This is a genomic window from Trueperaceae bacterium, from assembly GCA_019454765.1.
GTDB lineage: Bacteria > Deinococcota > Deinococci > Deinococcales > Trueperaceae > JAAYYF01.
This window is the reverse complement of record JACFNR010000016.1, coordinates 26,268-52,761: the sequence shown is the minus strand read 5'-3', so window position 1 is coordinate 52,761 and position 26,494 is coordinate 26,268. Positions and strand designations below refer to the sequence as shown.

General features: G+C 68.8%; 22 protein-coding genes, 1 tRNA gene and 1 pseudogene. 6 read left to right on the top strand and 18 right to left on the bottom strand.

What is annotated here, in order from left to right:
• Window positions 1–777: 777 nt before the first annotated feature.
• Window positions 778–1,374: pseudogene (locus H3C53_06620) on the bottom strand (N-acetylmuramoyl-L-alanine amidase).
• The gene (locus tag H3C53_06615; GenBank protein ID MBW7916344.1) at window positions 1,371–1,637 is read right to left on the bottom strand and encodes a hypothetical protein; all 267 of its coding nucleotides are present in this window, start codon (window positions 1,635–1,637) and stop codon (window positions 1,371–1,373) included. Before H3C53_06615 ends, H3C53_06620 begins: the two are co-directional and overlap by 4 nt.
• Window positions 1,638–2,810: 1,173 nt before the next feature.
• Between H3C53_06615 and H3C53_06610 the strand changes: the two genes are divergently transcribed.
• The gene (locus H3C53_06610; GenBank protein MBW7916343.1) at window positions 2,811–3,182 is read left to right on the top strand and encodes a helix-turn-helix transcriptional regulator; all 372 of its coding nucleotides are present in this window, start codon (window positions 2,811–2,813) and stop codon (window positions 3,180–3,182) included.
• A gap of 23 nt (window positions 3,183–3,205) precedes the next feature.
• Window positions 3,206–3,715, top strand: a complete 510-nt coding sequence (locus H3C53_06605) for an ImmA/IrrE family metallo-endopeptidase (protein ID MBW7916342.1) — start codon at window positions 3,206–3,208, stop codon at window positions 3,713–3,715.
• Between the two features lie 81 nt (window positions 3,716–3,796).
• On the opposite strand, the gene H3C53_06600 is transcribed toward H3C53_06605, so the two are convergent.
• Both H3C53_06600 and H3C53_06595 read right to left on the bottom strand, forming a co-directional pair.
• Window positions 3,797–4,306, bottom strand: coding sequence for a hypothetical protein (locus H3C53_06600; protein ID MBW7916341.1), 510 nt, complete (start codon window positions 4,304–4,306; stop codon window positions 3,797–3,799).
• Window positions 4,299–5,177 carry a hypothetical protein gene (locus H3C53_06595; protein ID MBW7916340.1) on the bottom strand — a complete coding sequence of 293 codons (879 nt, stop codon included), beginning with the start codon at window positions 5,175–5,177 and terminating at the stop codon, window positions 4,299–4,301. Before H3C53_06595 ends, H3C53_06600 begins: the two co-directional genes overlap by 8 nt.
• An 845-nt stretch (window positions 5,178–6,022) precedes the next feature.
• Between H3C53_06595 and H3C53_06590 the strand changes: the two genes are divergently transcribed.
• Entirely contained in the window at window positions 6,023–6,505 is a 483-nt protein-coding gene (locus tag H3C53_06590; GenBank protein ID MBW7916339.1) for a restriction endonuclease, read from the top strand.
• 174 nt (window positions 6,506–6,679) lie between these two features.
• On the opposite strand, the gene H3C53_06585 is transcribed toward H3C53_06590, so the two are convergent.
• Window positions 6,680–8,905, bottom strand: coding sequence for a hypothetical protein (locus H3C53_06585; protein ID MBW7916338.1), 2,226 nt, complete (start codon window positions 8,903–8,905; stop codon window positions 6,680–6,682).
• 324 nt (window positions 8,906–9,229) lie between these two features.
• Here H3C53_06585 and H3C53_06580 point away from each other — a divergent pair, with 324 nt between their 5' ends.
• Window positions 9,230–10,057 carry an HAD family hydrolase gene (locus H3C53_06580; protein MBW7916337.1) on the top strand — a complete coding sequence of 276 codons (828 nt, stop codon included), beginning with the start codon at window positions 9,230–9,232 and terminating at the stop codon, window positions 10,055–10,057.
• Between the two features lie 71 nt (window positions 10,058–10,128).
• Here the strand turns inward: H3C53_06580 and H3C53_06575 are convergent, their stop codons facing one another.
• From H3C53_06575 to H3C53_06535, 9 genes are all read right to left on the bottom strand, one after another.
• Window positions 10,129–11,409 carry an ATP-binding protein gene (locus tag H3C53_06575; GenBank protein ID MBW7916336.1) on the bottom strand — a complete coding sequence of 427 codons (1,281 nt, stop codon included), beginning with the start codon at window positions 11,407–11,409 and terminating at the stop codon, window positions 10,129–10,131.
• Window positions 11,410–11,609: 200 nt separating this feature from the next.
• Window positions 11,610–11,684, bottom strand: a tRNA-Val gene (locus H3C53_06570).
• Window positions 11,685–11,777: 93 nt separating this feature from the next.
• Window positions 11,778–12,638: an ABC transporter permease gene (locus tag H3C53_06565; GenBank protein MBW7916335.1), complete on the bottom strand. Its 861-nt coding sequence runs from the start codon at window positions 12,636–12,638 to the stop codon at window positions 11,778–11,780.
• On the bottom strand, window positions 12,639–13,580 hold the full coding sequence (locus tag H3C53_06560) for an ABC transporter permease (GenBank protein MBW7916334.1): 942 nt from the start codon (window positions 13,578–13,580) through the stop codon (window positions 12,639–12,641).
• Between the two features lie 22 nt (window positions 13,581–13,602).
• Window positions 13,603–15,162 carry a hypothetical protein gene (locus H3C53_06555; protein MBW7916333.1) on the bottom strand — a complete coding sequence of 520 codons (1,560 nt, stop codon included), beginning with the start codon at window positions 15,160–15,162 and terminating at the stop codon, window positions 13,603–13,605.
• Window positions 15,163–15,233: 71 nt separating this feature from the next.
• Window positions 15,234–15,701, bottom strand: coding sequence for a gamma-glutamylcyclotransferase (locus H3C53_06550; protein ID MBW7916332.1), 468 nt, complete (start codon window positions 15,699–15,701; stop codon window positions 15,234–15,236).
• Window positions 15,702–15,726: 25 nt separating this feature from the next.
• Window positions 15,727–16,416 (bottom strand): FadR family transcriptional regulator, encoded by a 690-nt coding sequence (locus H3C53_06545; protein MBW7916331.1) that lies wholly within the window; start codon window positions 16,414–16,416, stop codon window positions 15,727–15,729.
• A gap of 174 nt (window positions 16,417–16,590) precedes the next feature.
• The gene (locus tag H3C53_06540; GenBank protein MBW7916330.1) at window positions 16,591–18,876 is read right to left on the bottom strand and encodes a hypothetical protein; all 2,286 of its coding nucleotides are present in this window, start codon (window positions 18,874–18,876) and stop codon (window positions 16,591–16,593) included.
• A gap of 225 nt (window positions 18,877–19,101) precedes the next feature.
• Window positions 19,102–19,323, bottom strand: coding sequence for a cold-shock protein (locus tag H3C53_06535; GenBank protein MBW7916329.1), 222 nt, complete (start codon window positions 19,321–19,323; stop codon window positions 19,102–19,104).
• 300 nt (window positions 19,324–19,623) lie between these two features.
• On the opposite strand from H3C53_06535, the gene H3C53_06530 reads away from it, so the two are divergent.
• Entirely contained in the window at window positions 19,624–21,360 is a 1,737-nt protein-coding gene (locus H3C53_06530; protein ID MBW7916328.1) for a chloride channel protein, read from the top strand.
• A 16-nt stretch (window positions 21,361–21,376) separates the two neighbouring features.
• Window positions 21,377–21,940: a dihydrofolate reductase family protein gene (locus H3C53_06525; protein ID MBW7916327.1), complete on the top strand. Its 564-nt coding sequence runs from the start codon at window positions 21,377–21,379 to the stop codon at window positions 21,938–21,940.
• A gap of 13 nt (window positions 21,941–21,953) precedes the next feature.
• On the opposite strand, the gene H3C53_06520 is transcribed toward H3C53_06525, so the two are convergent.
• The 4 genes from H3C53_06520 to H3C53_06505 form a co-directional block, all read right to left on the bottom strand.
• Entirely contained in the window at window positions 21,954–22,916 is a 963-nt protein-coding gene (locus tag H3C53_06520; protein MBW7916326.1) for an aldo/keto reductase, read from the bottom strand.
• 67 nt (window positions 22,917–22,983) lie between these two features.
• Entirely contained in the window at window positions 22,984–23,970 is a 987-nt protein-coding gene (locus tag H3C53_06515) for a cysteine synthase family protein (protein MBW7916325.1), read from the bottom strand.
• Window positions 23,967–24,902 carry a hypothetical protein gene (locus H3C53_06510; protein ID MBW7916324.1) on the bottom strand — a complete coding sequence of 312 codons (936 nt, stop codon included), beginning with the start codon at window positions 24,900–24,902 and terminating at the stop codon, window positions 23,967–23,969. The genes H3C53_06515 and H3C53_06510 overlap by 4 nt, the downstream gene beginning before the upstream one ends.
• 5 nt (window positions 24,903–24,907) lie before the next feature.
• A complete protein-coding gene (locus H3C53_06505) occupies window positions 24,908–26,311 on the bottom strand; it encodes an MBL fold metallo-hydrolase (protein ID MBW7916323.1) in 1,404 nt (467 codons plus the stop codon).
• Window positions 26,312–26,494: the final 183 nt, after the last annotated feature.

Genomic DNA, 26,494 nt, shown 5'->3' with positions numbered 1-26,494 from the left:
TCCATTCTCTCCTTCCGCGTGAGAACGGAGCCTCTACCAAACCCAGGACGCTTCACACCGTCTGATCCAACGGCAGGTCAACGTCGAGCCGCACACCCCAGCTCGTCTGCGCCGGCGCCGCGCCCAGCAGCAACGGCGCTACCAACACCAGCAGCAAGCGGCGCCAGCCGCCCAGCCTCACAACAGCCGCGCCTTACCAGCCTCCAGCGACGCCGCGTCCTCAGCCCGCTGCACCGCCCCAGCCAACCGCCTGCCGGTCCGCCTTCGCGCTCGCGTTCGCGCCCAAGAACGCCAACACCGCCGTGCCCGCCGCCGCCACCGCGCCAGCCAAGCCCCCGCGCCGGCGAACACCCCCAACGACAACCAGCCGCCCACCCCGCCCACCAAGGCCGCGATGACAGCCGACAACGCCACCGTCGAGTTGCCCTGCGTCTTGAACCAGTCCTTATCCAACGCCGTGGACAGCTTCGTCACCCACCCAGCGAAGATCGCCGTGATGGCGAACACCGCCTCCAGGCTCGTGAACCACGAGCTCGGCTGCAGCACGTCAGGTGCCACCGCCTGCGCGAACGCCCGGCCCGACAACACCAGCCACAAGAACACCAGCAACGCCACGCCGATGATCCCCACCACGGCCTTCCCCAACCAACCCGACCGCCAGACCTTACCCACGAGCTCCACCATCTCCGCCTCCTCCTGCCGGGCCGACACACCCGGCTCCGCCGGCGCCACCGCGCCCAACGTCTGAACGGCCGCGCGCAGCGGCCCGAACCTCTTCACGTAGACCTTGTCCGTCCCGTAGATGCGCGACCCCTCACCGACGACCTCGTTACTACTCGGGTCGAACAACCGCACCGGCACCACGTCACCCACCGCCAAGCCCACCGGCTCCGCCGGCGCCAGCAGCGCCCGCACCAGGCCGACGAACCCCACGAACGGGAACCCCGGCCCCGTACACCGCGGTTTACGCGGGTTCACGCTCGAATGCGGCACGATCGACTCCACACTCGGCGTGATGCCATGCCGCGCGCACACCTCGGCCACCAACTGAGCGCTCGCCTCCAGCTGCATCCGGCCCGGCACCCAATCACCACCCTCCGGGTGGCGACCCTCATGCTCGATGCCGATACTCTCCCGGTTCACCCCAGCGTCACCCGCATGCCACGCCGTATCCGCCTCACCCACGTGCTGCAGCACCCGATCGTCAACCCCGGCCGTGTAATGCGCACTCACCCGCGCCGCCGGGTTCGCGAACCACGCTGCCGTACCAGCCAAGCTGCCCTCGGCGATATGGATCACCACGCGCCGCACCCGCTCACCACGCCGCCCCGCATCGAAGTTCTCAGGGCTCGCCGGGAAAGACTCGATGATCACAACAACCCCCCGAGATCCACACCAAGCAGCGCAGCCACGATGGCCACCAACAACAGACCCAACGTCAACAGCAACGGCAAGAACCGCCACCAGTCCACGCTCACCGCCGCCTTCACCGGCGCCGGCTTCAACTTCGAGGTGAGCTCCATCGTCAACAACAACTCGCGCAACGCAGCCAAGTCACGATCCGCCAGCCGGGGCGCGACCAGCGGACCGAACCCGAAACCCCGAGGAGGGAACGAGAACAGCAGGAGCGCCGTCACCGACACTCCTGCTGCTTAACGGAACTCTAAGCGGGAACCCAACAAGTTGTCAAGCCACACTCACGCGCGCGTCCCCGAACGGTGCCGGAAAACGCGCTGGTCCAAACCCCGGCGTCACGCCGGGCCGATTGCCGCCAGCTTACATGAGAGCGCCCCGGGGGATGCCCGGGGCGCTCATATCCTGCTCTCTTCGGATCACCCGCGGGCACCGCCGACAGCCGGCACTCGCGAGGATCTCAGGCATCCGACCGTCAGTCGTCGGACGGTGACTGCGAGAGGAGGCTAGCCGCCAGCTCCTTCGTGAGTTCAGCAGATCGCGGGTTGGAGAGCGCCAGGCCGGCCCGACGCTGCACCTCCAAACTGGGCTGCCGCCCAGAGTTCACCTGTGACAGCGCGGAGCCTGCGAAGGTGCGCTGAATGCCAGACGCACGATCGTCGTTTAGGGTCTTGGCCGCGGTGGACGCGACCGGCTTCGACGTGGTCTTTGGGTTCGACGAACGCTTAGCCACTAGGTTCACTCCAAAGTAGGGTGGGGGGCACCTTCGGGTGCCCCCCACTGAGCCTTCAGGCTGCGGCCGGCTCGACGTCAGCCGACTCCGCCGGAAGACGAATCGTCCGCGACTCAACCAGCACTTGCTGCGGCGGCATAGTCTCAACAACGTCCCGCCTCACATACCTGCCGGTCGACTTGTCACGGTATTGCAGGAACCGGACGATGCGCAGGCCACCTACGGTGACCTCGCTAGGCTTCGTGGCACCGCTTCCTGAGGCAGGAAGCGGTGCCACATGTTGAATTTCCATGTGCACGCCTTTCGAGCCCCGAACCTCGATTCGGCGTTACCGTGATGCCAGCTTGCGTAAAGAGCGGGGTCTACTGTAAGATGCCGGCAAGGGGCTAGCCAGCTTCCTTGCGGATTAATACAGGCCATTCAGGCAAGTGGGATTCGCCGGCAACGACCGGCATCGTTCGAGATATCGAGTGGAGTGGGGCTCTGCCAGGGCTGCTCCGCTCGATTTCTTTATGCCAACAACTCCTCCTCCATTCTCCAAGTCTACCATTTCAATCGGCTTGCGTCAAGTGCAAGTACTCGGTCATGTCGCTGCGGTGGGACTAGTTTGCCGGACTGCCGTTCGCGGACTTGCGATTATTACAAGTTGTGCTAATATGTCGGCATGCAAGGCGAGGCGCGAATCTTGGCAACGACGCTCAACCGGCTTGTCGCAGAACGCATCCGGGCTGTCCGGCACGGGGATCTGATATCAGACACCCCCATGACCCAAGAGGAGTTCGCGCGCAAGATCGGCGTCAACGTCTCGACCCTGGTCAACATCGAGAACGATCGCCAGGGCGCCACGCTCTCCTTCCTCTACCGAACCGCCCGTGCCCTCGCCTGCGACGTGACCGATCTTCTACCGCCAGTGGCCGACGCATTCGACGAAGAAGCCCCAGCGAGGCACAAGCAACTCGAGGAGGGTCTCGGGGAGTGGCTGGATGTCCTACTCGAGCAAGAGGCCGAGGCAGCGACCGCCGGAGGTGAACGATGACGTATGCGGCTTATCGAAGGATCGTGCGCTCGAAGGCAGGGGCATCCGCCTTCGGCGAGGAGATGGCGCATAAGTTCTCCCCATCACTCCCTGTTGACCCCAAGCGCGTGGCGGCCAGACTGGGCGTCCATGTGATCGAAGCGCCCAGCACGCCCGAAGACCTAGCCGGTGCACTCATCGTGCGCAACAGCGCTGCAACGATCCTCTACAACGGAGGGCATCCAGATACCCGCCAACGGTTCACGATCGCCCACGAACTCGGACACCTCATGATGCACACCAGGGCCGACCAGGACCAGGTTCTATTCAGAGACGACCGCTCCTCCAAAGGTACCAACCCCAGGGAGATCCAAGCCAACGCGTTCGCAGCCGCCCTGCTGATCCCAGAAGACGACATCAGTAAGCTTGTGAAAGAACCGATAACCGCCCTGCACAGCGAGGAACTGGACTCGCTCGCCAGGAAGTTCAACGTCAGCTCACAAGCCATGAGCTATAGACTCCAGAACCTCGGTCTCTACACGCCCTTCGTCTAGAACCCGCAGCCATCCAACACGGTTGTAACCGCGACGCGGTCGCGGCCTCCGAGTGCTGGCCGTCACGTGACCGCGGCTTACCTAGTTCGGCGGCAGGTTGAACGGCAACGGCCGGTTCTGAGAGACAGGCGGCGGTTCGGTGATCACCACACCCGACCCCGCGACCTTGAAGTCATCCACGTTGAAGGAGACTATCCGTGTCGCACCGCTCGCCAAGGCAGTGCCAACTATCATCCCGTCCACCTTGGCCTCATGCCTGGACGGACCGCCAGGGTTAGCCACAGCGCGCCTAGCGGCCAGCGCAGCTCGCATCGCGCCAGCAGCAAGCACAGCAGCTCGACCATCGAACGGCGCCACGATGAAGTTGCTCTGCAGGTAAGTCCAAACCTGAGCTGCCGCCGCTGGCTCCATCGGCGTCAGCAGCTCCGCTACCACCACACTCGGCACGATAGCCGCCACTTGCTCCGCCTCAAGCGCCGCGAGGTACTCGTACGCCCGCAACGTCGAGGACGAACGCTCCTCACCCCCCTGCGTGTGCTTCATCGCAAGGATAAGCACGCAGGTATCGATAACATCACCGCCCTTATTCATCGTCCCCTCTCAACAGCGCGATCTCGCTCACCACATCCTTGCCACTCCAGGCATCCCCGACGAGATCCGCCAAGCCTCGCAACGACTCCGCTACCGGCGCCGGATCGAACGGCGCGACGTCCACCACCTCGAACCTCTGCAGCTGAAGCGATTCCACGTCCCAGCTCGCCAAACCGCCGACCTTCACCATGCGAAGAATCAAGCCGCCGAACACCCGCGCCTTCTCAACCGAGCATGTCATCACCACCACGTGGTTATCACCCACCACGCGCATCCGCGCCGTTGGCGACTTACCGGCGATCACACCAGTCACCAAGCCGTACAAGGTCGTGAACCCCTTGAAGGCCCGCGCCTGGCGTACCTCGTCCCCCGCCTCGAGCCTGGCCGCCTCGACACGGTCTCCGATCGACTGCTCGATGAGCAGCTCAACCGAGGCCGGCAACGCCAGCCGCATCTTCCTGATCGCCGCATCGAGATCAGGCCCTAAACTACGAGACCCGTCACTCCCCATGCCAGCCACGACATCCGCGAGGAGCACCGACGTGTCCGGCTCGGTCCGGAACCCATAGACGGCGCTACCCTCGCGGATGTCGACCATCGACACTGCGCCAGGATCACCACCAGCCACCTCCACCACGCCAGTGATGGCCCGAAGAACCTCACTTAACGCACCAATGCCCACAGTCTCCAAGGAGACACCCTTGCCCTCGAGAGTCAGCCGCAGGATCCCCGCCTCCGCGCTTTCCACATCCATCCCCTCCCAAGCAAGATGCCCAAGTGTGCCCCAGAACCGCCGCCAAGACAATCGGATACACCACGCGCGGCCATGAAGTAACGGCAGCCGGAACCCTAAGGTTTCGGCCGACACCATCTACTCTCCGCGCGAGAGCCTACCAGACGTCGCTCCCATCCGCTGCCGAGTCAGTGGGCACCACCGCTCGCCACGACCGCACGCGGTTACGGACCGTGTTATACATGACCTCCGCCCGGCCCATCCGGTAACGCACCTTACGCGTCACCGCCGCCCTGACCTCCAGCAGTCGCCGCAGCCCGGTCGTCTGCACCGCGACGGACGCCTCGCGCTCCGCCGCGTTCTTACCCCCACCCCCACCAGCATCAACTCCAGCACCCGCCCTACCAACGCGCTAGCGGCCTCGTCCCCTCCCTCCGGCGACTCCATCAGCTCGCGCTGCACACGCTGCGGGCGGTTCGCCACCAACGCCAGGCCGTTCTGCCCCCGCACGGGCCCAACAGGCGCCACTCCGTATCAGCCGGGCTCCTGCCCGCCCCCGTGATGCTCACCGGCCATCCTCCATCACGCTCACGGCCGCCAGGAGCTTAAGCGCTGCTCGCGCCCGGTCCTCGCTCAACCCGTGCTTACGCCGTATCGCTGCGCCCTCCAACCGGAAGACGCTACTGTGTCGCTTCTTATGCAGCCACTCCCCGAGAGAGAACGCCTCGCCCACCTTCAGTCCCCACCACGCGCCCCGCAGGCTGCCGCGCTACACCCGCAACTGGTGGCCGCCCACCTCCAGGCGAGCTGGACCACCCTGGATGGGTGAACGCTCTTCTTCCGCGTGAAGGAGAGAATGGCGTATGCGGAGAGGGCTGGACACCGTTCTTGGACAGGTTCCCCTTGGTTCCTAAGCGGTACCACGCCTCCGGTGGTGGGGAGCCAGTGACACAGTCAGCAGGGGCGAGAGACGACGGCAGGCCATCCGGGCGAGCCTGGCGCAGGACCTGCTGAACCTGGTGCTGACAGCCGACCCGGCGTTCTTCGAGCGGCTGGTGGTTCGCTTACTAGTGGCGATGGGCTACGGCGGCTCGGTCCAGGACGCTGGGCGTGCGATAGGGCAGAGCAGCGACGACGGGATCGACGGCATCATCAAGCAGGACCGCCTCGGCATCGACAACGTGTACATCCAGGCGAAGAGGTGGGCTCCCGGTCACTCCGTCGGGGCAGGCGAGGTAAGGAACCTATCCGGAGCGCTGGCCATGAGGAAGGCGCTGAGGGGAGTGCTCATAACCACGAGCACATTCACGTCGAGCGCCAGAGATACAGCCCGCCAGATCGGCAACATCGTCCTGGTCGATGGGGACGAGCTGGCCGAGCTGATGATCGACTACAACATCGGGGTCACGACCTCGGAGACCTACGAGGTGAAGGAGATCAACCTCGGGTTCTTCGAAGAGGCGTAGGGGGCAGCAGTCCGGCATCGCTCAAGGCAAGCCCGCGCGATCATGGACGCAAGCACGCAAGGACCAGGCGGCAATGCATCGCTAGGTGATCAGGCTCCGGTGCCGGCACCGGTTCTCGCACCGGACGAGCACGCAAGTCGGTCACCGGCCTGAACCCGATGGCTGGCGCGGGGATCAGTCCAGCGCCCAGATGACGAACATGGTGCCTGCGATCACGCCGGACCCGAGCAAGGTTCCGACGAAGATGCGCCTTAGTGAGACGCACTGATTCATGATCAGGTACTCGTTACCTGCGCACTTGGATGGAGGCGGCACAGGGGGATCAGGGGGATCAGGGGGGTCTATGTCCCAGACCTTGACCCGACGGTAGGAGGGTCCCCTGTAATAGTCACCCACCCTGCCACGGCTGGCACGCACTCCCGGTTCGAGGACGGAGCGCGTCGCGCCGGTGCCGACTTCTACCGCCCAGAACGCGCCGCCCGGACCTGGCGCCCCGACGCTCACGACCACCTCTCCCGACTGCAGGACGCTGGCCATCTCGACGGCGTCAACGGGCACATCCGCAACGGCGGCAGGTGTCAGCGCCGCGAGTTGTTCACCCATCCGGAGGCTGACGCTGTCCAGTTCGGCGTAGGTCTCACCGAAACCTCGCCACCGCCTCTGCATAGCCTGCGTCTCGAGGGCCGTCTCCAGCACCCCGTACCACAGCCTCGCCTGCGCCTCGGCCGAGGCGTCGGACCCCACCAAAGCTACTCCGTCGAGCGCCAAGTCGATGGTTGAGTCAACTCCGCCTTCGAGCTCAGGGGTGGCGCCGAATGACACGAGGAAGGACCGAGCGCCACCGACGAAGGCTCTCATCCCTGGGCCTGACAACCCGGCAACGGCAACCCTTTCCGAAGCCAGCACAAGTTCGTTATCGACCACAGCCAGCGCACGCAGCAGGGGTTGTTCGGATGGCGTCTCCTCCGTCTCCTTGGCGCGCAAGAACTCGTTCACGTAGTAGATCGCCGCCATCCTCGACCGGATCTGTTCCCGCGGACTCATGCCACCGTTGGAGAAGACGATGTTGTGGAGCGCTCCCAACTCTGGCGGCGGGCCGCTGGAGGGCAGCGCTGTCAATGAGCCGGCGCTTACCTCCCCGGCCTGACGTTCCCTCGGATCCACCCGGTCCAGGAGGGTGCGTTCGGCCGTTCGCTCAGTGCCGTCCGGAGACCTAGCGACCAGTTGGAGCGTGACGCGCGTCACCTGCGCACCTCCGCCGCCACCGCCACCGAGGAGGCCGCCGAAGCCACCTCCGCCGCCGCTACTGCTGAGCGGGAACGGCGTCCCCGCTAGAGCTTCCTCGTCTACCAGGAACACCGGCTGCCAGTTCTTCCCGCCGCTGCTACCGAACAGCCCGACGCCTCCGCTGGCCTCCTCGGGGCGGAAGAGCAGCCACAGCTCGCTACCCGCGGCATCGATCGTCGTGAAAGGTACCTCTAGAGAGACCGACTCTTCGAGCTCACCATCGGCGAGCGTCTCCACCAGAACCCTCACCACCACGCTGTGTTGCGCGTCCTCCGGGACCTCATCGGTGGAGCCGGCGGCCGCGGTCAGCACAGCACCGGGCACCGCGCCAGGCAACGACGTATCGAGATCGAGCCAGCTACCATCCCCCTGCTCGACCTGAACCCAGGCGTGGGAACGTACGGCGGCTCGCAAGTCAGGAACGACAGCCTCAGCACGCCGCGCTCCCGGTTCGTCCGTGCGCCCGAGCACGTCGAGCATGTCCGCCGCATCGAGCGCCTGCGTCAACAACGCGTGATCCCGCCGCGCACGATCCGCCAGGGCCTGCAGGTCGAAGGTGGTTACTTTGGTGGTGAGGTCCGGCGGGTCCAAAGCCGACACGGCGCCATCAACAGCCGCGGCCAGCAACTTATCGATCGCCGCGTCGTCGAGGTCGCCGAACGCCAGGCGCGTGACGTGGCCGTGATGGTCGAGCAGGGCGCGTAACAGCAGCGCGCGGTCCCAACTGTTGGCAGCTCGTGCCGCTAGGGCTCCTTGGACACCGCGCAGAACACCGCTATATGGGTCGAAAGCGATGTGGTCCCGCACGAACTCGAAAGCTGAGGCAGGCTCCGGCCCGATGGACTCGGCTAGGGCGTCCCGCTCCCACGCTTCAGGCGGCAGCTCATCTAGCAGGTTCAACTGTGCGCCCCGCATGGCGGCCAGATCCGGCTCGTCCACGGCCGGCGGCAGGCCGTCTGGGAGCTGGGTAGCGGCGTGCGCAGGCCGATCGGCCGCGTCCGGCAACCGGAACAGCGTACGAACCGGGTCTTCTGTCGCCTGCGCCCAGGCGGTCGCCCCCGGTTGGCCGACGCAAAGCAGAAGCGCGCCAACCGCGACCACGAAGGATCTCATGGTCCTGAGGGTCCTGGTGCAGGCCCGCCGATACGGCCTCCGCGCTCGCCGGCCTTGCTGCCTGATGCTCCCGAGATCACAACGACGGGCGTCCATGGACGCACCTCCTGCCGGTCGCTACCGGCTCTGACTGCAGCTAACGCTGCGCGTATTGTAGACACGTCGCAGTCGCACACCCTATGAACAACTTCGTTATGCAGCACCGGTGCGCGGCTCGCACAAGCTTCTGAGGTCACGACCGCAGCTGGCCGTGCCGCGCGCGGGCTCACCCAACCGCAACACTCCCCCACGCATGGTGCAGGTGGCGGGCTAACCTGGTCCCTCATGCCCCTACCCTGGACCGAAATCCCACCCGGCCCCCACGACGTGGGCCTGGTGGTCTGCGACATGGACGGCACCCTCCTCACGAGCGACGACCAGATACCGGCGTCCTTCTGGCCGCTACTCGAGGTCCTGCGGGAACGCGCCGCCACCTTCGTCCCGGCCAGCGGACGCCAGTACGCCACCCTGGTGCGCTCCTTCGCTGACGCACCCGGCGACATCGCCTACGTGGCGGAGAACGGCAACCTCGTGGTGCACGGGGGCGAGGTGGTCTCCAAGACCACCGTCGACGCACGCCTCGTGGGACGCGTGGTGGCCGCCACGCGCCGGACCGAAGCCGACCTCGGCCTCGTGCTCTGCGGGGTGGAGAGCGCCTACGTCGAACGGCGCGACGCGTTCTTCGTGAACGAAGCGCATAAGTACTACGCGCGCCTCGAGGTCGTCGACGACCTGACGCGCGTGGACGACGAGGCGCTCAAGCTGGCCATCTACGTCTTCGGCCCGGCCGAACCCCTGGCGCGCACCACCTTCGCGCCTCTGGCGGAGGGGTACCAGCTGGTCGTGTCCGGCGCGAACTGGATAGACATAATGGCCCGCGACGTGAACAAGGGGCAGGCCGTGCGAGCGCTACAGGCCGCGCTGGGCGTGCCGCCGGAGCGCACGGCCGTGTTCGCCGACTACCTCAACGACCTCGAGATGCTGGACGCCGCGCGGTGGTCGTTCGCCATGGCCAACGCGCATCCTCAGGTGCGTGAGCGCGCCGCTTACCTCGCGCCTTCGAACGACGAACATGGCGTCGTCACGGTGCTGCGGCACCTCTTGGGCGTCTGAGGCATCGCACCGCCACGACCGGGTTGGCGGCGGTCAGGGGTCCGAGCGCTACGACCCGATGATGCCAGGGCCTATCCTCCTCTGGCTCCCCAGATGGCATCCAGAGGCATGGACCAAAGGCGGTCACCGAAGGAATGCGCTCTTCGGCCCACGTGGAGCACGATCCCGGCCTTGAAGGTCGGCCCGGACCGGTCGCGGACCCGCTCCAGGCCTCTGAAATCTCCCTTGTGGACGCTCTTGGCCGCCTTCACCTCCACCGCGATCAGGTCACCGTTAGCAGCCTCGATGATGAGGTCTACCTCGCCCCCGTCGCGGTCCCTGAAGTGATGCAGGCCGAAGCGGCTACTGGACCAGGTTCGCTGCTTACGCAGCTCGGCGCCGACGAACCCCTCCAGCAGTCCGCCCACGTACTTCAGGCCGGAAGGCGCGGACAGCGATTCCGGCGTCTGCCCGATCAGGTGAGCACACAAACCGGAATCGAGGAGTGCCAGCTTCGGCCGTGCGATGACCCTCTTCGTCAGGCTGGCGTTCCACGACGGCAGCCTATGGATCAAGAAGAGGCTCTCGAGGAGCTTCAAGTATGGGGCCAGTGAGGTCTCGGGCACCCCGGCGTCACGCGCCAGGTGGGCCTGCACGAGTTCACCTGCGTTGTTGGCGGCTATGAGTCGGATCAAGACACCCAAGCGGTCGATGTGTTGGAGCCGGCTCACTTCCGCGGCGTCACGCCGCAAGAGCCTGGTCAGGTAGTTCTCGAACCAGCGCTCGCGTGCGCGTTCATGACGCCTCAGAGCCTCCGGATAACCACCGGCGCACAAGATGGTCAAGTACTCTTCGCGCTCGAGTTCTGAGGTGCGACTACCGATCCACTCGTCACCGCCATAGATCACATTGCCGACGAAATCATCGACCACGCCGGCGATCTCTCCTTGACTGAAACCGAACAGGGGCACGGTTTCCGCTCGTCCAGCTAGGCTGTCGCTGACGCCCGGTACATCGAGCAGATCGGCGGAGCCAGTGATGAGGAACCGACCTGGCCGGCGATCAGAATCCACGGCCGCCTTGAGGGCGCGCACCAGTTCCGGCGCTCGCTGGATCTCGTCGATCCCCAACAGGGCTCCGTTGGCTAGATCCAGGAAACCATCTGGATCGCTTCGAGCCGCGTCGAGCGCCACGGCGTCGTCGAGGCTTACGAGCACCCCTCCGCGCTGCTCGACCAGTTCCGCCGCAAGCGTGCTCTTCCCGACTTGGCGGGCACCCTGGATGACCGTGATCGGCGTATCGGCCAGCGTCTCGGCTAACGTCGGTAGTGCGTTCCTCCGGACGAACCCCGTTGCTGGAACCGACCCTCGCATAGGTTCATGATAGCGGACGAAGGCGCGTCCTGAACGTGCATCCGGTCACGAGTTCGTAGATTCGCGGCTCTCATCTCGTAGATTCGCGACGAGTATCTCGTAGATTCGTGGCCTGCGATCCGCAGCTCCGCGATCACGCCACCACCCCACGGGCCGTCGCCGTCCGCGGGAGCCTCCACCCTCTTAGACTTCGCTTCTTGTGGTGGGCGGTACTGGGATTGAACCAGTGACCCCTCGCGTGTGAAGCGAGTGCTCTCCCGCTGAGCTAACCGCCCATGAACCGCTGCCGGCGCGAACCCGAACCTTGCTGCCAGCGTCAAGTAGCTTATGCCGAGCCCGCTCGGGGCGTCAACGCCGGTGGCGCGCGCTCACCCTCTAGGCCGCTGCCGCGGGTCGAGCAGGTCCCTAAGCCCGTCTCCTAAGAAGTTGAACCCGAACACCGCCAGCATGATGAAGCCGCCGGGGAAGATCGTGAGGTGAGGGTGTTGCTCCAGGTAGGTCTTGCCGGAGTTGAGCATGGCGCCCCACGAGGGGTTGGGTGGTTGGATGCCGAGGCCCACGAAGCTGAGGCCGGCCTCGGCGAGCATGGCGTAGGCCACGGTGACGGTCAGCTGGACGAGGATGGGCGAGAGGATGTTGGGCAGCACGTGCTTGAGCGCCACCTTGCCGCCGCCGTTCCCGAGGGCCACGGCGGCCTCGACGAACTGCTCGTTCTTGATGGCCAGCGCCGCGGCGCGGGTGACCCGCGCGAACTGCGGGAGGTAGATGATCCCCAGCGCCAGCACGATGTTGCGGATGTTGGTGCCGAGGATGATCACGAGCGTGAGGGCTAAGAGGATGGCGGGGAACGCGAACAGCACGTCCATCAGCCGCATGAGCGTGGTGTCGGTGCGGCCGCCGCGCAGGGCGGCCACGAGGCCAACGGTCACACCCAGCAGGCAGGCTAAGAGCGCGGAACCCACCCCCACGGTCACGGAGGCGCGCGCCCCGTGGATCAGGCGGCTCAGCAGGTCGCGGCCCAGCTCGTCGGTGCCGAACCAGTGCTGCGCGCTGGGCCCCTGCAGGGTGGCCGAGAAGTCCATCTGATTGAAGCCGTAGGGGGCTATCACCTCGGCGAAGACAGCCAGAACGAGCACGAGGAACACCACAGCTCCGCCCACCAGCGCCGCCGGGTCGCGCAGTGCCCGGGCTACGGCGGAGGGGCGGCGGGAGCCGGTGCCAATCGCCATCTAGTCGAACCTTATCTTCGGGTCGAGCCACGCGTAGGCGAGGTCGACGAGGAGGTTGATGACGACGTAGAAGCATGCCACCACCAGCACGATGGTCTGGATGACGGGGTAGTCGCGTTCGTAGATGGCCTGGAGCGCGTAGCGGCCCATGCCGGGCCAGGCGAAGATGTCCTCGATGATGACGGTCCCGCCGATGAGCGCGCCCATCTGTATCCCCACCACGGTGGTCACTGGCAGGAGCGCGTTGCGCAAGGCGTGGTGGATGAGCACCACGCGGCTGCTCAAGCCCTTGCCGGTGGCGGTCCTTATGTAGTCGAGTCCCAGCACGTCGAGCAGGGACGAGCGCACGTAGCGCGCCACCACGGCCGCCATGCCAACGGCGAGCGTGAAGGCCGGCAGCGCCACGTACCTGAGGTGCTCGAGCGGGTGCCCGAAGAGCGAAGCGTAGCCGGTGGCCGGCAGCCACCTGAGCCGCAGCGCGAACCAGAGCGTGAGTAGCAGCGCCAACCAGAAGTTGGGGATGGATAGCCCGAGGATGGAACCGAGCCTCACGAGGAAGTCGGCCCAGCGGCCGCGGCTGGCCGCCGCCGCCACGCCGAGAGGTATGCCGATCCCTAACGCCAGCAGGGTGGCCGCGAGCGTGAGCTCGAGGGTGGCCGGCAACCGCTGGCCGATCGTCTCGAGGACGCCGCGACCGGTGACCATCGACACGCCGAAGTCGAGCGTGGCCACCTTGCCGATCCACTCGACCAGCTGCACGAAGGTCGGCCGGTCAAGGCCGTGCTGATCGCGGAAGCGCTGGATGAGCTCGGGGGTGGCATCGGTCCCGAGGCGCGCCATCATGGCGTCGCCAGGGATCAGCTTCATGATGAGGAACACCGCGACGGTGATCCCGAGGAGCACCGGCAGGGTGAGCATGAGGCGGCGCAGGACGAAGCTCATGGACCGCGCCGCCCCAGACCGGTTACTTGTCCAGCCAGGTGGTGGTGAGGGCCGAGAGGTCGAGGGTCATGTGGTGGTAGAAGCCCTTCACATAGGCCTGGTGCGCCTCCGACTGCTTCTGGTTCCAGATGAACACCTGCGGCGAGTCCTCCACCAGGATGGTCTGCAGCTCGTCGTAGATGGCCTTGCGCTCGGCGCGGTCCGTCACACGCAGCCCGTCGGCGAGGAGCTGGTCTATGCGGGGGTTGACGTAGCCCATCACGTTCCTGCCGCCGCCCTCGCGGAACGCCTCGAACAGGTAGTCGTGCGGGTCGATGTTGCCACCGAAGCCCTGGAGGGTGGCGTCGTAGGTGCCGCCCGTGACGGCGCCCCAGTAGGTGGCCCAGTCGCCCTGCTGGTCGATGGTCACGTCGATCTTGAGTTCGGAGAGGGCCGCCTGGATGATCTGCGCGGCGCGAACCGCGAACTGTTGCGGCGACCAGACGCGCAGCGTGAACGCGAAACCGTTGGGGTAGCTCGACTCGGCCATGAGGCGCTTGGCGGCCTGCATGTCGCTACCACTGAACACTGGGGAGAGCGCCGCCCAGTGCCACTCGGCCAACGAGGCGCCCAGCAGCGGGAACCCTTCGCCGTCGAGGCTCACGCGCGTGAGGAGCTCCCGGTCGAGCGCCTGCGCGATCGCCTGGCGCACCTTGACGTCGTTGAAGGGCGCCTGGCGGACGTTCATGATGAACGAGAACCATTGGCCCGAAGCGCCGTCGCCCTCGGGGATCACGACACTCGGGTCCTGGCGCAGAAGGCTGATGTAGTTGTCGGTCACGTGCGTGATGAGGTCGAGGTCGCCGGTGCGCACGGCGGTGTTCCGCGCCTGGTTGTCCGGCACGGTGGTGAAGACGATGCTGTCCAAGTACGGTAGCCCGGCCACGAAGTAGTCGGGGTTCTTCTCGATGAGGATGCTGTTGTCGGCCTGCACGCCGCGGAGGATGAACGGCCCGGAACCGGCCTCGTTCGCGCTCAGGTCGCCGTGCTCCTCCACGCCCTCGTGGGCCACGATGCTGGCGGCCGCTTGCGTCAGCTGGGTGAGCATCACGGCGTTGGGGCGAGCGAGGTTCAGGACGACGGTGTGGTCGTCGGGCGTGGCGATGCTTTCGATGTCGGTGTAGTTGGCGCGCCTGGAAGCACCTGTCTCGGGGTCGAGGAGCCGCTCGAAGGAGTACCGCACGTCCGCCGACGTGAGTTCGCGTCCGTTGTGGAACCTGACGCCCTCTACCAGGTGAAACGTGTAGGTGAGGCCGTCGTCGCTGATCTCCCAGGAGTTGGCCAGCTCGGGGACCACGTTCAGATCGGCGTCGAGGTCGACGAGCGTGTCGTATACGAGCTTGATGATCCAGTAGTCGGGGCCGTGCACGATGCCCTTGTGCGGGTCGAGCGTCCCGCCGGAGTAGTTCCAGCCCACCTTCAGCTGACCGCCCGGCTTGGGCGTGGCCTGCGCGCCGGCCACGAAGGCCAGCGGCACGAGTAGAGCCAGCAGGACCTTCACGAGTGGGAGGTTGAACCTGTTGCGATCTGACGAGGTTGCCATCCTGTACTCCTTCTTCGCATCCGGGGCTCCCCGTGCCACCGTCGGTGCCTTGGGTGTCGAACTACGCCGGGTCAGTTCGGCGCCTGGTCAGGGTCCACGCACGGCCTGGCCGCTTCGTACTCGGCCAACACGGCCTCCTTCACCTCCGTCGGGAACTCCCACGCCTCCAGGCCGGCCGGGATGTGGTGCCAGTAGAAGTTCGGGGGCCGCACGTGATCCTTGGGCTCCGTGAGCCGGAGGGTCCAGCAGTCGTAGGTCTTGCCGTCCTCGCCGTAAACGGTGAGGAAGTAGCGCTCGAAGCCCGCGAAGTCGACCTCGAAGTCGGCGGCGGGGTGAGCGAAGACCACGCCGTAGGCGCGGGCGCCTTTCGCTTCAGGGCCGTTGTTGATGTGGCACCAGCCACGGTCGGTGCGGGTCACCTGGCCGCGGAACTCGACCTTGCTGTTAGCCGCGTACCCCTTCGTCACGGCTTCGGCGCGCGGCAGGTAATGCCTCAGCTCCGGCTCGTTCAAGAAGGTGCAGTACCCGAAGTAGTACATCATCGCTTGCCTCCAGTGCGTCGCTTCACGCGTCGGGCTCGTCCAGCGCGAGCTGGGCCAGGGAGTTGCCGATCACGCGCCGTACCGCTGCCCGTGCCCGCTCTACGTCGCGCGCCTCTACCGCCTCCAGGACCGCGCGGTGCTGCGCGAGCACGTCGCTCGTGAATGGCGTCCGGTGGATCTGGTTGCTGATGAGCCCGACGACCGTGCGGATGATGTGGGTCATCACCGCGTTGTGCGCGGCCTCGGCGATCTGGAGGTGGAAAGCAAGATCGGCCTCCTCGAGCGCCGTCATGTCGGCGCGCTCGGTGGCGTCGCTCATCCGTTCGTACGCTCGTCGCAGGGCAGCCAGGTCCTCGGCCGTCCCGCGGCGGCAGGCCATCTCGGCCACAGCGGTGTCGAGGTGAAGTCGCGCCTCGAGCAGGTCGCGCGTCTCCTGGGCGGCGGCCAGCGGAGCGACGGCCGCGTGGCGCCCGGCCAGCCCATCGAAAGATTCGCTCACGAAGGTCCCCTTGCCGGGCTGCATGTTGATCAGGCCCAGCGCGGTCAACGACTGGAGCGATTCGCGAACCGACGAGACGCCCACCCCGAGCTGCTTCGCGAGTTCGCGCTGGGGCGGCAACTGGTCGCCCTGCCTCAGCTCGCCCTTGGTGATCAGCTCGATGATGCGCTCCGCGATGGCCTGCGGCACGTTCGCGCGTTGAATCGGCTCCACGCCTGGTTCCTCCACGGGAGGAGGCTCGCTCCTCGTCCGGCTTCTCGACTGGTGTGCAGGATATCAGGTGTTCTGAACAGTGGCAAGACGTCGGACGTCGACTCCGGCGCCCCGGCCGCCTCGAGGGGGGTAGTGCGGGCGACCGATTGGTACACCGGTCGCCCGCCACCCCACCTACCACAAGTAGTAGATCACCTCGATGGCCACGGTCGCCCACGCCGTCACGGCCGTGACGACCAGCGCCAACTGCCCCACGGTCAACGACCCGGGTATCGACACGCAACCGAGGATGGTCACGTACTCCTGGCCGCCAGAGCACCTGCTGGCGGGCGTGCGGCCGAAGAGGTAGGTCTTCCCGTTGACCTCGTAACCGATGGTGTTGAGGGTGTTGGGGTCGATGATGTAGCGGATGCCGCTGGTGGCCGAGTTGACGTAGTTGCCACCGCCGATGAAGCCGATGCGTAGGCCCGGCTCGATGACGGAGCTCGCGGCCCCAGTGGCGGGGTCGACGGCCCAGAAGGCGCCCTCGGCGCCCGGCTGTCCGACGCTGACGACCACGGCGCCGGCCGCCAAGGCGGCCTTCAGCTCGGCGGCCGCTGCGGGAACTGTGGCGGCGTCTCCCGGCCGCAGCACCGTGAGCGGTTCGCCCATGCGGAGGCTGACGCTGTCGACGCGGGCGGTGGTGGGGTCGACGGCCAGCGAGCGCGCCAACGTCATCTGCGTCTCAAGCGCGCCCTGCAGCACGCCGTACCAGAGGCGCTGCCGCGCCTCGGCCGCCGGGTCGGCGGCACCGATCAACGACACGTCGTCCAGCGCCAGGTCGATGATCGAGGCGGTGCCGCCCTCCACGCCCGCGTAGGGCGTCAGCGAGACCACGTACGCCCGGGCGCCGCCCACGTAGGCGCGCACGCCGGCCGAGGCCATGCCGTCAACGACAACGCGTTCGGAGGCCAGCACCAGCTGCTGGTCGGCCACGGCGAGTGGGAACAGCACGTCCTGCACCGGGTAGGCGGAGGCCGCGCCCTCCTCCTGCAGGTCGTTGCCGGCGAAGCCGAGCGCGTACGCGCTGGCTACCGCCTGCTCCCGCGGGTTCATGCCGCCGGTCGAGACGAGCACGTGGTGGAACGACGCCAACGCCGGCGGCGTGCCGGATTCCGGCAGCTCGGCCAGGTCGCTCGCCGAGACCGCGCCCGCCGCCCGGGCCGCAGGGTCCACCCGGTCGAGCAGCACGCGGCTCGCGGCGCGCTCGGAGCCGTCCGGCGCCTCAGCCACGAGCTCCAGGCGCAAGCGCGCGAGTTGCGGTCCCTCGCTGCCGCCGCCACCGAAACCGCCGAACCCGCCGAAGAGCCCGCCGCCACCGCCGCTCGCCTTCAGGGTGAAGCTCGCGCCGACGGTCGGTGCGCCGTTCACGAGGAGCACCGGCTGCCAGCCGCCCTCGCCCAACGCGCCCGTCACGGCCGCGCCGAGGGCGCCCACGCCGCCTCCGCCGCCACCGGCGGCCTCGGGCTGGAAGTAGAGCCACACCTCGCCGCGTGCGGCGTCGACGGCGGACAGGGTCGCCTCGAGCGACGCCTCCTCGTTCAGCTCGCCGTCCTCGAGCGTCTCGACCAGGACCCGCACCACCACCTGGTGGAGCGCCTCGGGCGGCACCTCGGCCAGGGTGGTGGTGGCGCTCGCCAGCGCCGTTCCCAGCACCGAGCCCGGCAGTGAGGGATCGAGGTCGAGCCAACTGCCGTCGGGCTGCTCGACCTGGACCCAGGCGTGCAGGCGGACGGCCACGCGCGGGTCGGGCACGGCCGAGCGCACCACGTCGCCCGCGGGCGCCCCGAGCGCGTCCAAGACACCCGCCTCGGCCAGCGCCGCCGTGATGAGGGCGTGGTCGCGCCGGGCGCGCGTGCCTAGCGGAGTGGCGTCCATCACGTTGCCGGCCGCCGCGCCGGGCTCACTGAAGGGCCGCGGCGCGCCGTGCGCGGCGGCGGCCAACAGCTCGGTAACGGACTCGTCGCTCAACTCCCCCGTGGCGAGCCTGGTGGTCTGCTCGTGCCGGTCGAGGAGCGCCCGCAGCAGCAGGGCGCGGTCCCAGGAGTTGCCGGCGCGCGCGGCCAAGGCCCCGTCGGGCCCTCGCAGAACGCCAGGGTAGGGGTCGAAGGCCAGGCGGTCCCGCACGAACTCGAACGCGGTGACGGGGTCGGGTCCCAGCGCTTCCGCCAGCGCACCGACCTCCCAGGACTCGGGCGGCAGGGAGTCGGCTCGCGCCAGAGCGGCCGCCTGCGCCGCAGCTAGATCGGCCCCGCTCCCTTGGCGCACCGGCGCCCCCGAGGGAACGAGCGCGGCGTCCGCGGCCCGGTCTGCGGCGGCCGGCAACGCCAGACCGGCGCCGCCCCAAGAGCCGTCCTGGGCCCACGCCCGGGCCGGGCCGAGCACCAAGAGGAGCGCTACCACCGCAGCGGCGGCGGTCACGCGTCGCGGGCGAACCCCCGCACCAGAGCCTGCACGATCCGTCCCCATCGTCGAGCCTCCCATGCCGAGCGGCGCGTCACGTTCTCGAACTGCCGGCATTCTAGGGCAGGTCGTGCGGCCCGACCAGACGGGGATTCTCACACTCGGGCGCCTCACGGCGCCTGGGAACACGAAGGCGGCGCCTGGACTAGTCCAGGCGCCGCCCGCCTTGCCGAGGTTAGGGGGTTAGTAGCGGCCGGCGGCCTTCGTGACGGTCACGTTGGCGGCCTGCAGGCCCTTCTGGCCCTGCTCGACGCGGTACTCCACCTCGTCGCCCTCGTTGAGGTTACGGAAGCCTTCGCCCTGGATGGCGGAGAAGTGAACGAAGACGTCCTTGCCGCCGTCGTCCTGCTCGATGAAGCCGAAGCCCTTCTCGCCGTTGAACCACTTGACTTTGCCTGTTGCCATGATGTCTTGCCTGACTGCTAAAACCGTGTTTAGCGTTTGGATTTCCGAGCCGCGTGGCCCGAGTTACAAGAAAACTGATTCAGCTTTCCGGGAACGCCAACAGAGTACACCATCCCGCCGTGAAGTGCACTCACACGACACACGAGCGCGCCTGGCGCCCCACCCAGGCTCGAGCGGAGTCACCGTCTGACCCCGCGGCGCGTGTGACCCATCTCCGACCCCGCGCGCGGCCCCGCGCCTTACCATCGGCACTCGGGTTCGCCGGCGCCTGATCCCACCCGGCCGGACCGCGAGACGACCATGCCCTGGCTACTACGGCTTGACAAGACGACGAGGTTGGTGCTCATGAGCATCGTCGTGGGAGTCGTCGGCGCGGGCGGGGCCCACCTGTTCCTGTGGATGGTGGAGGTCGTCAGCCAGTGGTTCGTGACGGGCATCGCGCACGTGCCGGTCCTCACCACCGAGGAGGCGACGGGCATGGCGGCTGGTCCCGTCGCGACCGGGCTCAACTGGCTCATCCCCGTGTCGACCACGTTGGGCGGCCTGATCGTGGGGGTCTTGATCTTCACCCTGGCGCCGGAGGCGGAGGGGCACGGCACGGACGCCGCCATCCGCTCGTTCCACCACCTGGGCGGCTACGTGCGCACGCGCATCCCGATCCTCAAGACCATCGCGAGCGCCCTCACCATCGGCTCGGGCGGGTCGGCGGGGCGGGAGGGGCCGACGGCGCAGATCGCGTCCGGGTTCGGCGCCATCACGGCCACCTGGCTCAGGTTGCCCGACGACGAACGCCGCACACTCATGCTGGCGGGCATGGCCGCCGGCCTGTCCGCCATCTTCCGCAGTCCGTTGGGCACGGCCATCTTCGCCGTCGAGGTGCTCTATAGCGGCCTGGCGTTCGAGAGCGCCGCGCTCGTCTTCACGTTCATCAGCGCCGCCACCGCCTACGCCATCAGCGGCAGCTTCACGGGCTTCACCCCCCTCTTCCACCTGGCCGCGCCGGCCGCCTTCACGGGCTTCAGGGAGCTGCCCTGGTACGCCCTCCTGGGCGTGGCCGCCGGCGTGATGGGCACGCTGGTGCCCCTCGTCTACTACGCCGTGCGCGACGCGTTCGCGCGCTGGCGCGTGCCGGACCACATCAAGCCGGCGGTGGGCGGGCTGTTCATGGGGCTGATCGGCATGGTGTTCCCGCAGCTCCTCGGCAGCGGCTACGGCTACATGCAGCTCGCCATCGACGGCAGCCTCGGCGCCTGGCTGATGCTCGCCCTGGCGTTCGGGAAGTTCGTCACCATGGCGTTCACCATCGCCTCGGGCGGCTCCGGCGGCACGTTCGCGCCGAGCCTCTACGTTGGCGTCATGCTGGGTGGGTCGCTGGCCGCGCACCTGGGGCGGTTCGAGTCGTTCACGCCCGCGCCGGAGGCGTTCGCGGTGGTCGGCATGGCGGCCGTGTTCGCGGGCGCGGCGCGGGTGCCGCTGGCCACGCTGATCATGGTGGCGGAGATGACCGGCGGTTACCAGCTCATCCTGCCCACCATGCTGGCCGTGGCGCTGAGCTTCATGGTGCAGGAGCGCCTGAGCCGCGGCCGGAAGTACCCTACACTGCACGAGTTCGCGCTGCCGGGCCCGGGCGACAGCCCCGTGCACCAGGGCGAGTACCTCGCCACCGTGCTGCGGCTCCTGCGGCAGCGCGCCGTGAGCCTCGACCCGGACGTGATGGACAGCGAGTTCCTCGCACGGTTGGGGACGGGCGAGGCTGTGCCGCTCTCGGGCGGTGACGACGTGATGTTCATGGCGGAGGTGCCAGCGGGCAGCCCGCTGGTGGGCCACGAGCTGCGCGACCTGGCGCTCCCCGAGGGCGTGCTCATCGCCAGCCTCAGGCACGGCGCCGAGACGACCGTGCCGAGCGGCTCCACCCGCCTGAGCGCCAACGACAAGGTGACGGTGGTCGCCACCGCCGCCACCCGCGCGGAGTTCATGGCGCGCCTGGCGGCGCCGACCGGGGACCGACCGGTGCGCACCGAGGAGCCGCAGGCGTGAACCGAGGAGGCGCGAGATGAGAACCGTCTACTACGTCGCCAGCAGCCTGGACGGCTACATCGCCGCCCCCCACGAGGACCTCGACTGGCTCATGCAGTTCGATGCCCTCCCGGGCGGCGACTACCCCGAGTTCATCGCGGAGGTGGGCGCCCTCGCCATGGGCTCGAGCACCTACATGTGGATCCTCGAGCGGCACGTCCTGCCTGGCGCGCCCAAGCCCATGTCGTGGCCGTACTCGCAACCGGCGTGGGTGTTCACGACGCGCGAGCTGCCGGTCCCGACCGGCGCCGACGTGCGCTTCGCGCGTGGCGCGGTGGCGCCGGTCCACGCTGCCATGGTGACGGCGGCGGGCGGGAAGGACGTGTGGATCGTCGGGGGCGGCGAGCTCGCGGGGCAGTTCCACGACGCGGGCCTCCTCGACGAGATACTGGTGACGTACGCGCCGGTCGCGCTGGGGGCCGGCGCGCCGCTCCTGCCGCGCCTCATCGCGACGCCGCCCATGACGCTGCTCGCCTCCGGGTCCTACGGTGGGGCGATGGTGCAGGCGCGCTACGCGCTGCCCCGACCCGCCGCCGGTTAGCGAGCGGCGACCTTCACGCCTCCTCGCGGCGGTCGTGCGCCAGGGGCACCTCCGGGCTGAGGGCGGTCACCTCGGCGCGCATGCCCGGTGTCAGCACGAACTCGGCCGCCGCCAGGGCGGGCGCCACCTGCGCCGCCGTGCGCGCGCCCACGATGGCGGCGGTGACGGCCGGGTGCGAGGTGCACCACGCCACGGCCAGGGTGACCGGGTCGACGCCCGCCTCGTGCGCGTACTCCACGAAGCGCTTCGCGGTGGCCACGTAGCTCTGCAGGCCGTAGCGCCGCTGGTAGCGCTCGTTCTCGACGAGGCGCCCGCGCGGGTCCTCTCCCGCGTAACGGCCGGTGAGGAGGCCCGCCCCGAGCGGGCTGAAGGTCATGACGCCGAGGCGCTCGGCGAGCGCCATGGGGAGGATCTCCACCTCGGCCTGGCGCTTGACGAGGTTGTACATGGGCTGGATGACGGCGAACCGCTCGAGCCCGTCCCGCTCGCTGATGCCGAGCGCCTTCATGTACTGCCAGGCGGCGAAGTTGCTGGCCCCCACGTACAGCACGAGCCCGCGTCGCACGAGGTCGTCGAGGGCTCCGAGGGTCTCCTCGAGCGGCACGTCCGCGTCGAACTGGTGCAGGAGGTAGAAGTCGAGGCGGTCGGTGCCCAGGCGCCTGAGGGAGTCCTCGACGGCGCGCACGATGTGGCGCCGCGACGAACCGCCGGCGTTTGGCGGCGGGTACTTGCGGCCGAACACCTTGCTCACCAGCACGAACTCGTCGCGGCGCCCCGCCAGGAGGCGACCGACGATCTCCTCGCTGCGCCCGCCCGCGTACACGTCGGCGGTGTCGACGAAGTTGACGCCCGCGGCAACGCTCGCCTCGAAGATGCGCGCCGACTCGGCCTCGCTCGCCTCGCCCCCGAACGTCATGGTGCCGAGGCAGAGGCTCGAGACCCTGACGCCGGTGCGGCCTACGACCCGGTACTCCATGCGACTCTCCTCCCGCCGGCCGGCCGGGGCGCCGGCGCCCCGCCGACCGCGGCGCCGCGCGCCAAGTTCACGCGCCGAACAGGTCGCCGCTCAGGTACTTGAGTCCCGTGTCGACGGCGACGGTCACCACCACGCTACCCTCCCCGAGCTCGCGAGCCAGCCGGGTGGCTGCCACGACGTTCAACCCGGTCGACAGCCCCACGAGGAGCCCCTCGTCGCGCGCCAACGCGCGCGTCATGGACCGCGCCTCGCCCACGTCCACCGTGCGGACCTCGTCGTAGAGGCCCTGGTCGAGGAGCGGCGGCACGATGCCCACCGAGATGCCCTCAACGCCGTGGCGGCCGGCGCGACCCTCGCTGATGATGGGCGACGAGGCCGGCTCGAGCACCACGACCTTGCAGCCCGGCGCGCCGCGCCGCAGGGCGCGCGCGGCCCCCATGAGCATGCCGGCCGTGCCGACGGCGGCGCAGAAGGCGTCGACCCGCCCGCCCGTCTGCGCGAGGACCTCGGCTCCAAGCTCCTCGTAGCCGGCGAGGGCGTCGGGGTTATGGAACTGGTCGCTCCAGAAGTAGCCGGGTAGGCGCGACAGCTCCTCGGCGCGCGCGATCATGCGCGGCACGAGGTCCGGCGTCACCTTGCCGCCCTCGCTGGCGAGGAGCTCGAGTTCGGCGCCCAGCGCCGTCATGCTGCGCAGCTTCTCGGCCGCGAAGGCGTCGGACGTGACTATCTTGAGGGGGTAGCCCTTGGCGGCGCACACGAACGCCAGGGCCGTGCCGGTGCTGCCAGCGGTGCACTCGAGGACGGTGGTGCCCGGCGCGAGGCGGCCGTCGGCCTCGGCCGCCTCGATCACGGCGAGCGCCATGCGGTCCTTGTAGGAGCCGGTCGGGTTGGCCTGCTCGAGCTTGACGAACACGCGCCCCGAGCCGGCGGGCACGACGCGGCGCAGCGCCACGAGCGGGGTGCGCCCGACGGCTCCCAGGGCACCCGGTCGCTGCGGTGGGGCGGCGACCTGCGCCGGGCCGCCGCGACGGACGGCCTCGTCGAGGCCCGTCACCGCCGCGACCTGATCGTGAGGCTGCCGACCCCGACGTCGACCCGCAACCTGGCGACGTCGGCCCCCGCCGTGCGCGCGGCGGGGCTCCTGTAGGTGTTGCCGCTCTTCTCGAAGCCAGCCTCCACGTTGACGGCGCCGACGCCCGTGTCGACCTCGATGACCACGGCCAGGTCGGCGGGGACGAGGATGGTGGTGCTGCCGACGCCGCCGTCGACGGTGCCCGTGAAGCCGCCTGCGCGCGGCAGGGTGATGGTGATCATGCCCACGCCGGCGTCGAGGTCGAGGCCCGTCAGGTCGGCGCGCTCGAGGTCGAGCGTCAGGGACCCGACGCCGCCGTCGATCACCAGGTCGGTGGGCAGGTCCTCGTTGAGGGTGAGGTTCCAGCTCCCGCCGCTCCCGCCCCCGAAGACGTTGAAGAACGGCCAGCCCGTGGTGCGGCTCCGCAGGGAGAAGTCGAGCACGTCGCCGCGCTTGGCGGCCTTCTGCTCGACGTGCTCGTTGCGCGTCGGCCTGACCGTCCCCCAGATGGCGGCCGTCGCGTTGGGGGCCGCGCCGAGCGTCACGGCGCTGGCGCCGACGCCCAACGTCACCCGCGCGCTGCGGGCGCCCGCCACGGCCTGCTCGACGGTCACGGGCGGACCCGCGGTGCGCCCGAACCCGCCGTAGGCGGCGACCACCACCACCAGGCCAACGGCCACGGAGGCGACGAGCAGGCGGTAGCGCCCGCGCGTGAGCATGTCGAGGCCGATGGCCACCAACGCGACCGGCCAGAGCTGCAGCGCGTTGCCGAGGAAGCGCCACAGGGGGCCTAGGCCGAGCCCGAGGTTGCCGGCCAGTATCAGGACGCCGACGACGATGAGGGCAACCGGCCACCACCCGCCGGATCGGTTGCCGCGCTTGCCGTGGCGTGCCTCGCTGCTCTGATCGGTCATGACCGCTACGCTCCTTCCACATCCACGCGGCCGCCGTGGTAGGCGAGCCAGCCGTCGTACCCACCGCCTAGCTCCACGATATTCGCGAAGCCGCGGTTCCGGAGCGCGCTCGCCACGACGGCGGAGCGACCACCGCTCTGGCAGTAGACGACGAGCCGGCCGCCCCTTGGCAGCTCGTGCGCCCGGGCGAGGGCGTTCCCCGCCGCGAGGTGCCGCGCCCCGGGCAGGTGCCCGGCGCGGTACTCGCTGCCGCTCCGCACGTCAAGCGTCTCCACCGTCGCGCCCACGTCGGCGGGGGTCGCCAGCGTCGGCGGGACGAGGTCGAGGCCCTCGAACGAGGGCAGGTAGCCGACGACGTCGTCGATGCCGACCCTGGCGAGGCGGTCACGCAGGCCTGCAGCGTGCTCCGCGTCGGTGGCCACGAGGACGAGCGGGCGCCCGTCGCTCTCCGGGTCGATGGCCCAGGCAGCGTAGGTGGCGAACGACGCACCGCCCGGCACGGCCAGGGCGCCGGGCACCGAGCCCGCCCACTGCTCCGCGACGGGGCGCGTGTCGATCAGCACCACGTCGCGGTTCACGCGGCCGCGCAGCTCGGCGCCCGTGAAGCGCGCGAGCGCGCCGCGTCGGCCGAGGATGGGCGGCCCGTCGCGGTTGACGCGCTTCATGCGCCCGAAGTAGGTCGGCGCCTCCGGTTGCCCGTCGAGGAGCTCCCGCTCGAAGGCGGGCGCGTCGGCGGCGGCCAGGTGCGGCGCCCACCAGGCCGAGAGGCGCTCGTAGCCGACCGAGCTGCTCGCCACGCTGCCGAGGGACTTGCCGCAGGCGCTGCCGGCCCCGTGCCCGGGCCAGACCTGCACGTGGTCGGGGAGGGCGAGGAGGTGCTCCGCCAGGCTGGCGAACAGGCGCCGCGCGCCCTCGAAGCGCGTGTCCTTGCCGCCCGCCACGGCGTCGAGCAGGTCGGGCCTGCCGACGTCGCCGACGAAGACGAAGTCGCCGCTCAGCAGGAGCGCCGGGGCGGTCGAGCGGGCCCTGTCGGTGACGAGGAAGGAGAGGTGCTCCGGCGTGTGACCCGGCGTGTGCAACGCCTCGAGGGTCACGTTGCCGACCTCGATGACGTCGCCGTGCCCGAGCCCGACGTGGTCGAAGCGGTAGCGCCACTCCTCGCCGCCCTCGTCCGACAGCCACAGGCGAGCGCCGGTGGCGGCGGCCAGTTCGCGGGCGCCCGACACGTAATCGGCGTGAACGTGCGTGTCGGTCACGGCGGTGATCACCAGCCCCTGGGCGGCGGCGGCGGCCAGGTAGACGTCCACGTCGCGGCGCGGGTCGACCACGACGGCCTCGCCCGCCGCCTGGCAACCCACCAGGTAGCTGCCCTGGGCGAGGTCGGGATCGTAGAACTGTTCGAAGTGCACGCCCGCCTCCAAGGGGGACCGGTTCGCTCTCGGCGCCGGCCGCTGCAACAAGGTTAATGCCTGGGCGCGCGGTGCGCGGCGCGGCACCGGCGCGGTGCGCGGCGCGGCTATGGCGCGCCGCCCCGGCGCTATGCGCGCGCGGCATAATACGTTCATGCCGCCCCTGCCGGACGCCGAACAGCT

Coding starts and splice junctions, on each gene's coding strand:
- H3C53_06610 (MBW7916343.1), top strand. CDS start 2,811: ATGCAAGGCGAGGCGCGAATCTTGGCAACGACGCTCAACCGGCTTGTC.
- H3C53_06600 (MBW7916341.1), bottom strand. CDS start 4,306: ATGAATAAGGGCGGTGATGTTATCGATACCTGCGTGCTTATCCTTGCG.
- H3C53_06595 (MBW7916340.1), bottom strand. CDS start 5,177: ATGGTGTCGGCCGAAACCTTAGGGTTCCGGCTGCCGTTACTTCATGGC.
- H3C53_06585 (MBW7916338.1), bottom strand. CDS start 8,905: ATGAGATCCTTCGTGGTCGCGGTTGGCGCGCTTCTGCTTTGCGTCGGC.
- H3C53_06580 (MBW7916337.1), top strand. CDS start 9,230: ATGCCCCTACCCTGGACCGAAATCCCACCCGGCCCCCACGACGTGGGC.
- H3C53_06575 (MBW7916336.1), bottom strand. CDS start 11,409: ATGCGAGGGTCGGTTCCAGCAACGGGGTTCGTCCGGAGGAACGCACTA.
- H3C53_06565 (MBW7916335.1), bottom strand. CDS start 12,638: ATGGCGATTGGCACCGGCTCCCGCCGCCCCTCCGCCGTAGCCCGGGCA.
- H3C53_06560 (MBW7916334.1), bottom strand. CDS start 13,580: ATGAGCTTCGTCCTGCGCCGCCTCATGCTCACCCTGCCGGTGCTCCTC.
- H3C53_06555 (MBW7916333.1), bottom strand. CDS start 15,162: ATGGCAACCTCGTCAGATCGCAACAGGTTCAACCTCCCACTCGTGAAG.
- H3C53_06550 (MBW7916332.1), bottom strand. CDS start 15,701: ATGTACTACTTCGGGTACTGCACCTTCTTGAACGAGCCGGAGCTGAGG.
- H3C53_06535 (MBW7916329.1), bottom strand. CDS start 19,323: ATGGCAACAGGCAAAGTCAAGTGGTTCAACGGCGAGAAGGGCTTCGGC.
- H3C53_06530 (MBW7916328.1), top strand. CDS start 19,624: ATGCCCTGGCTACTACGGCTTGACAAGACGACGAGGTTGGTGCTCATG.
- H3C53_06525 (MBW7916327.1), top strand. CDS start 21,377: ATGAGAACCGTCTACTACGTCGCCAGCAGCCTGGACGGCTACATCGCC.
- H3C53_06520 (MBW7916326.1), bottom strand. CDS start 22,916: ATGGAGTACCGGGTCGTAGGCCGCACCGGCGTCAGGGTCTCGAGCCTC.
- H3C53_06510 (MBW7916324.1), bottom strand. CDS start 24,902: ATGACCGATCAGAGCAGCGAGGCACGCCACGGCAAGCGCGGCAACCGA.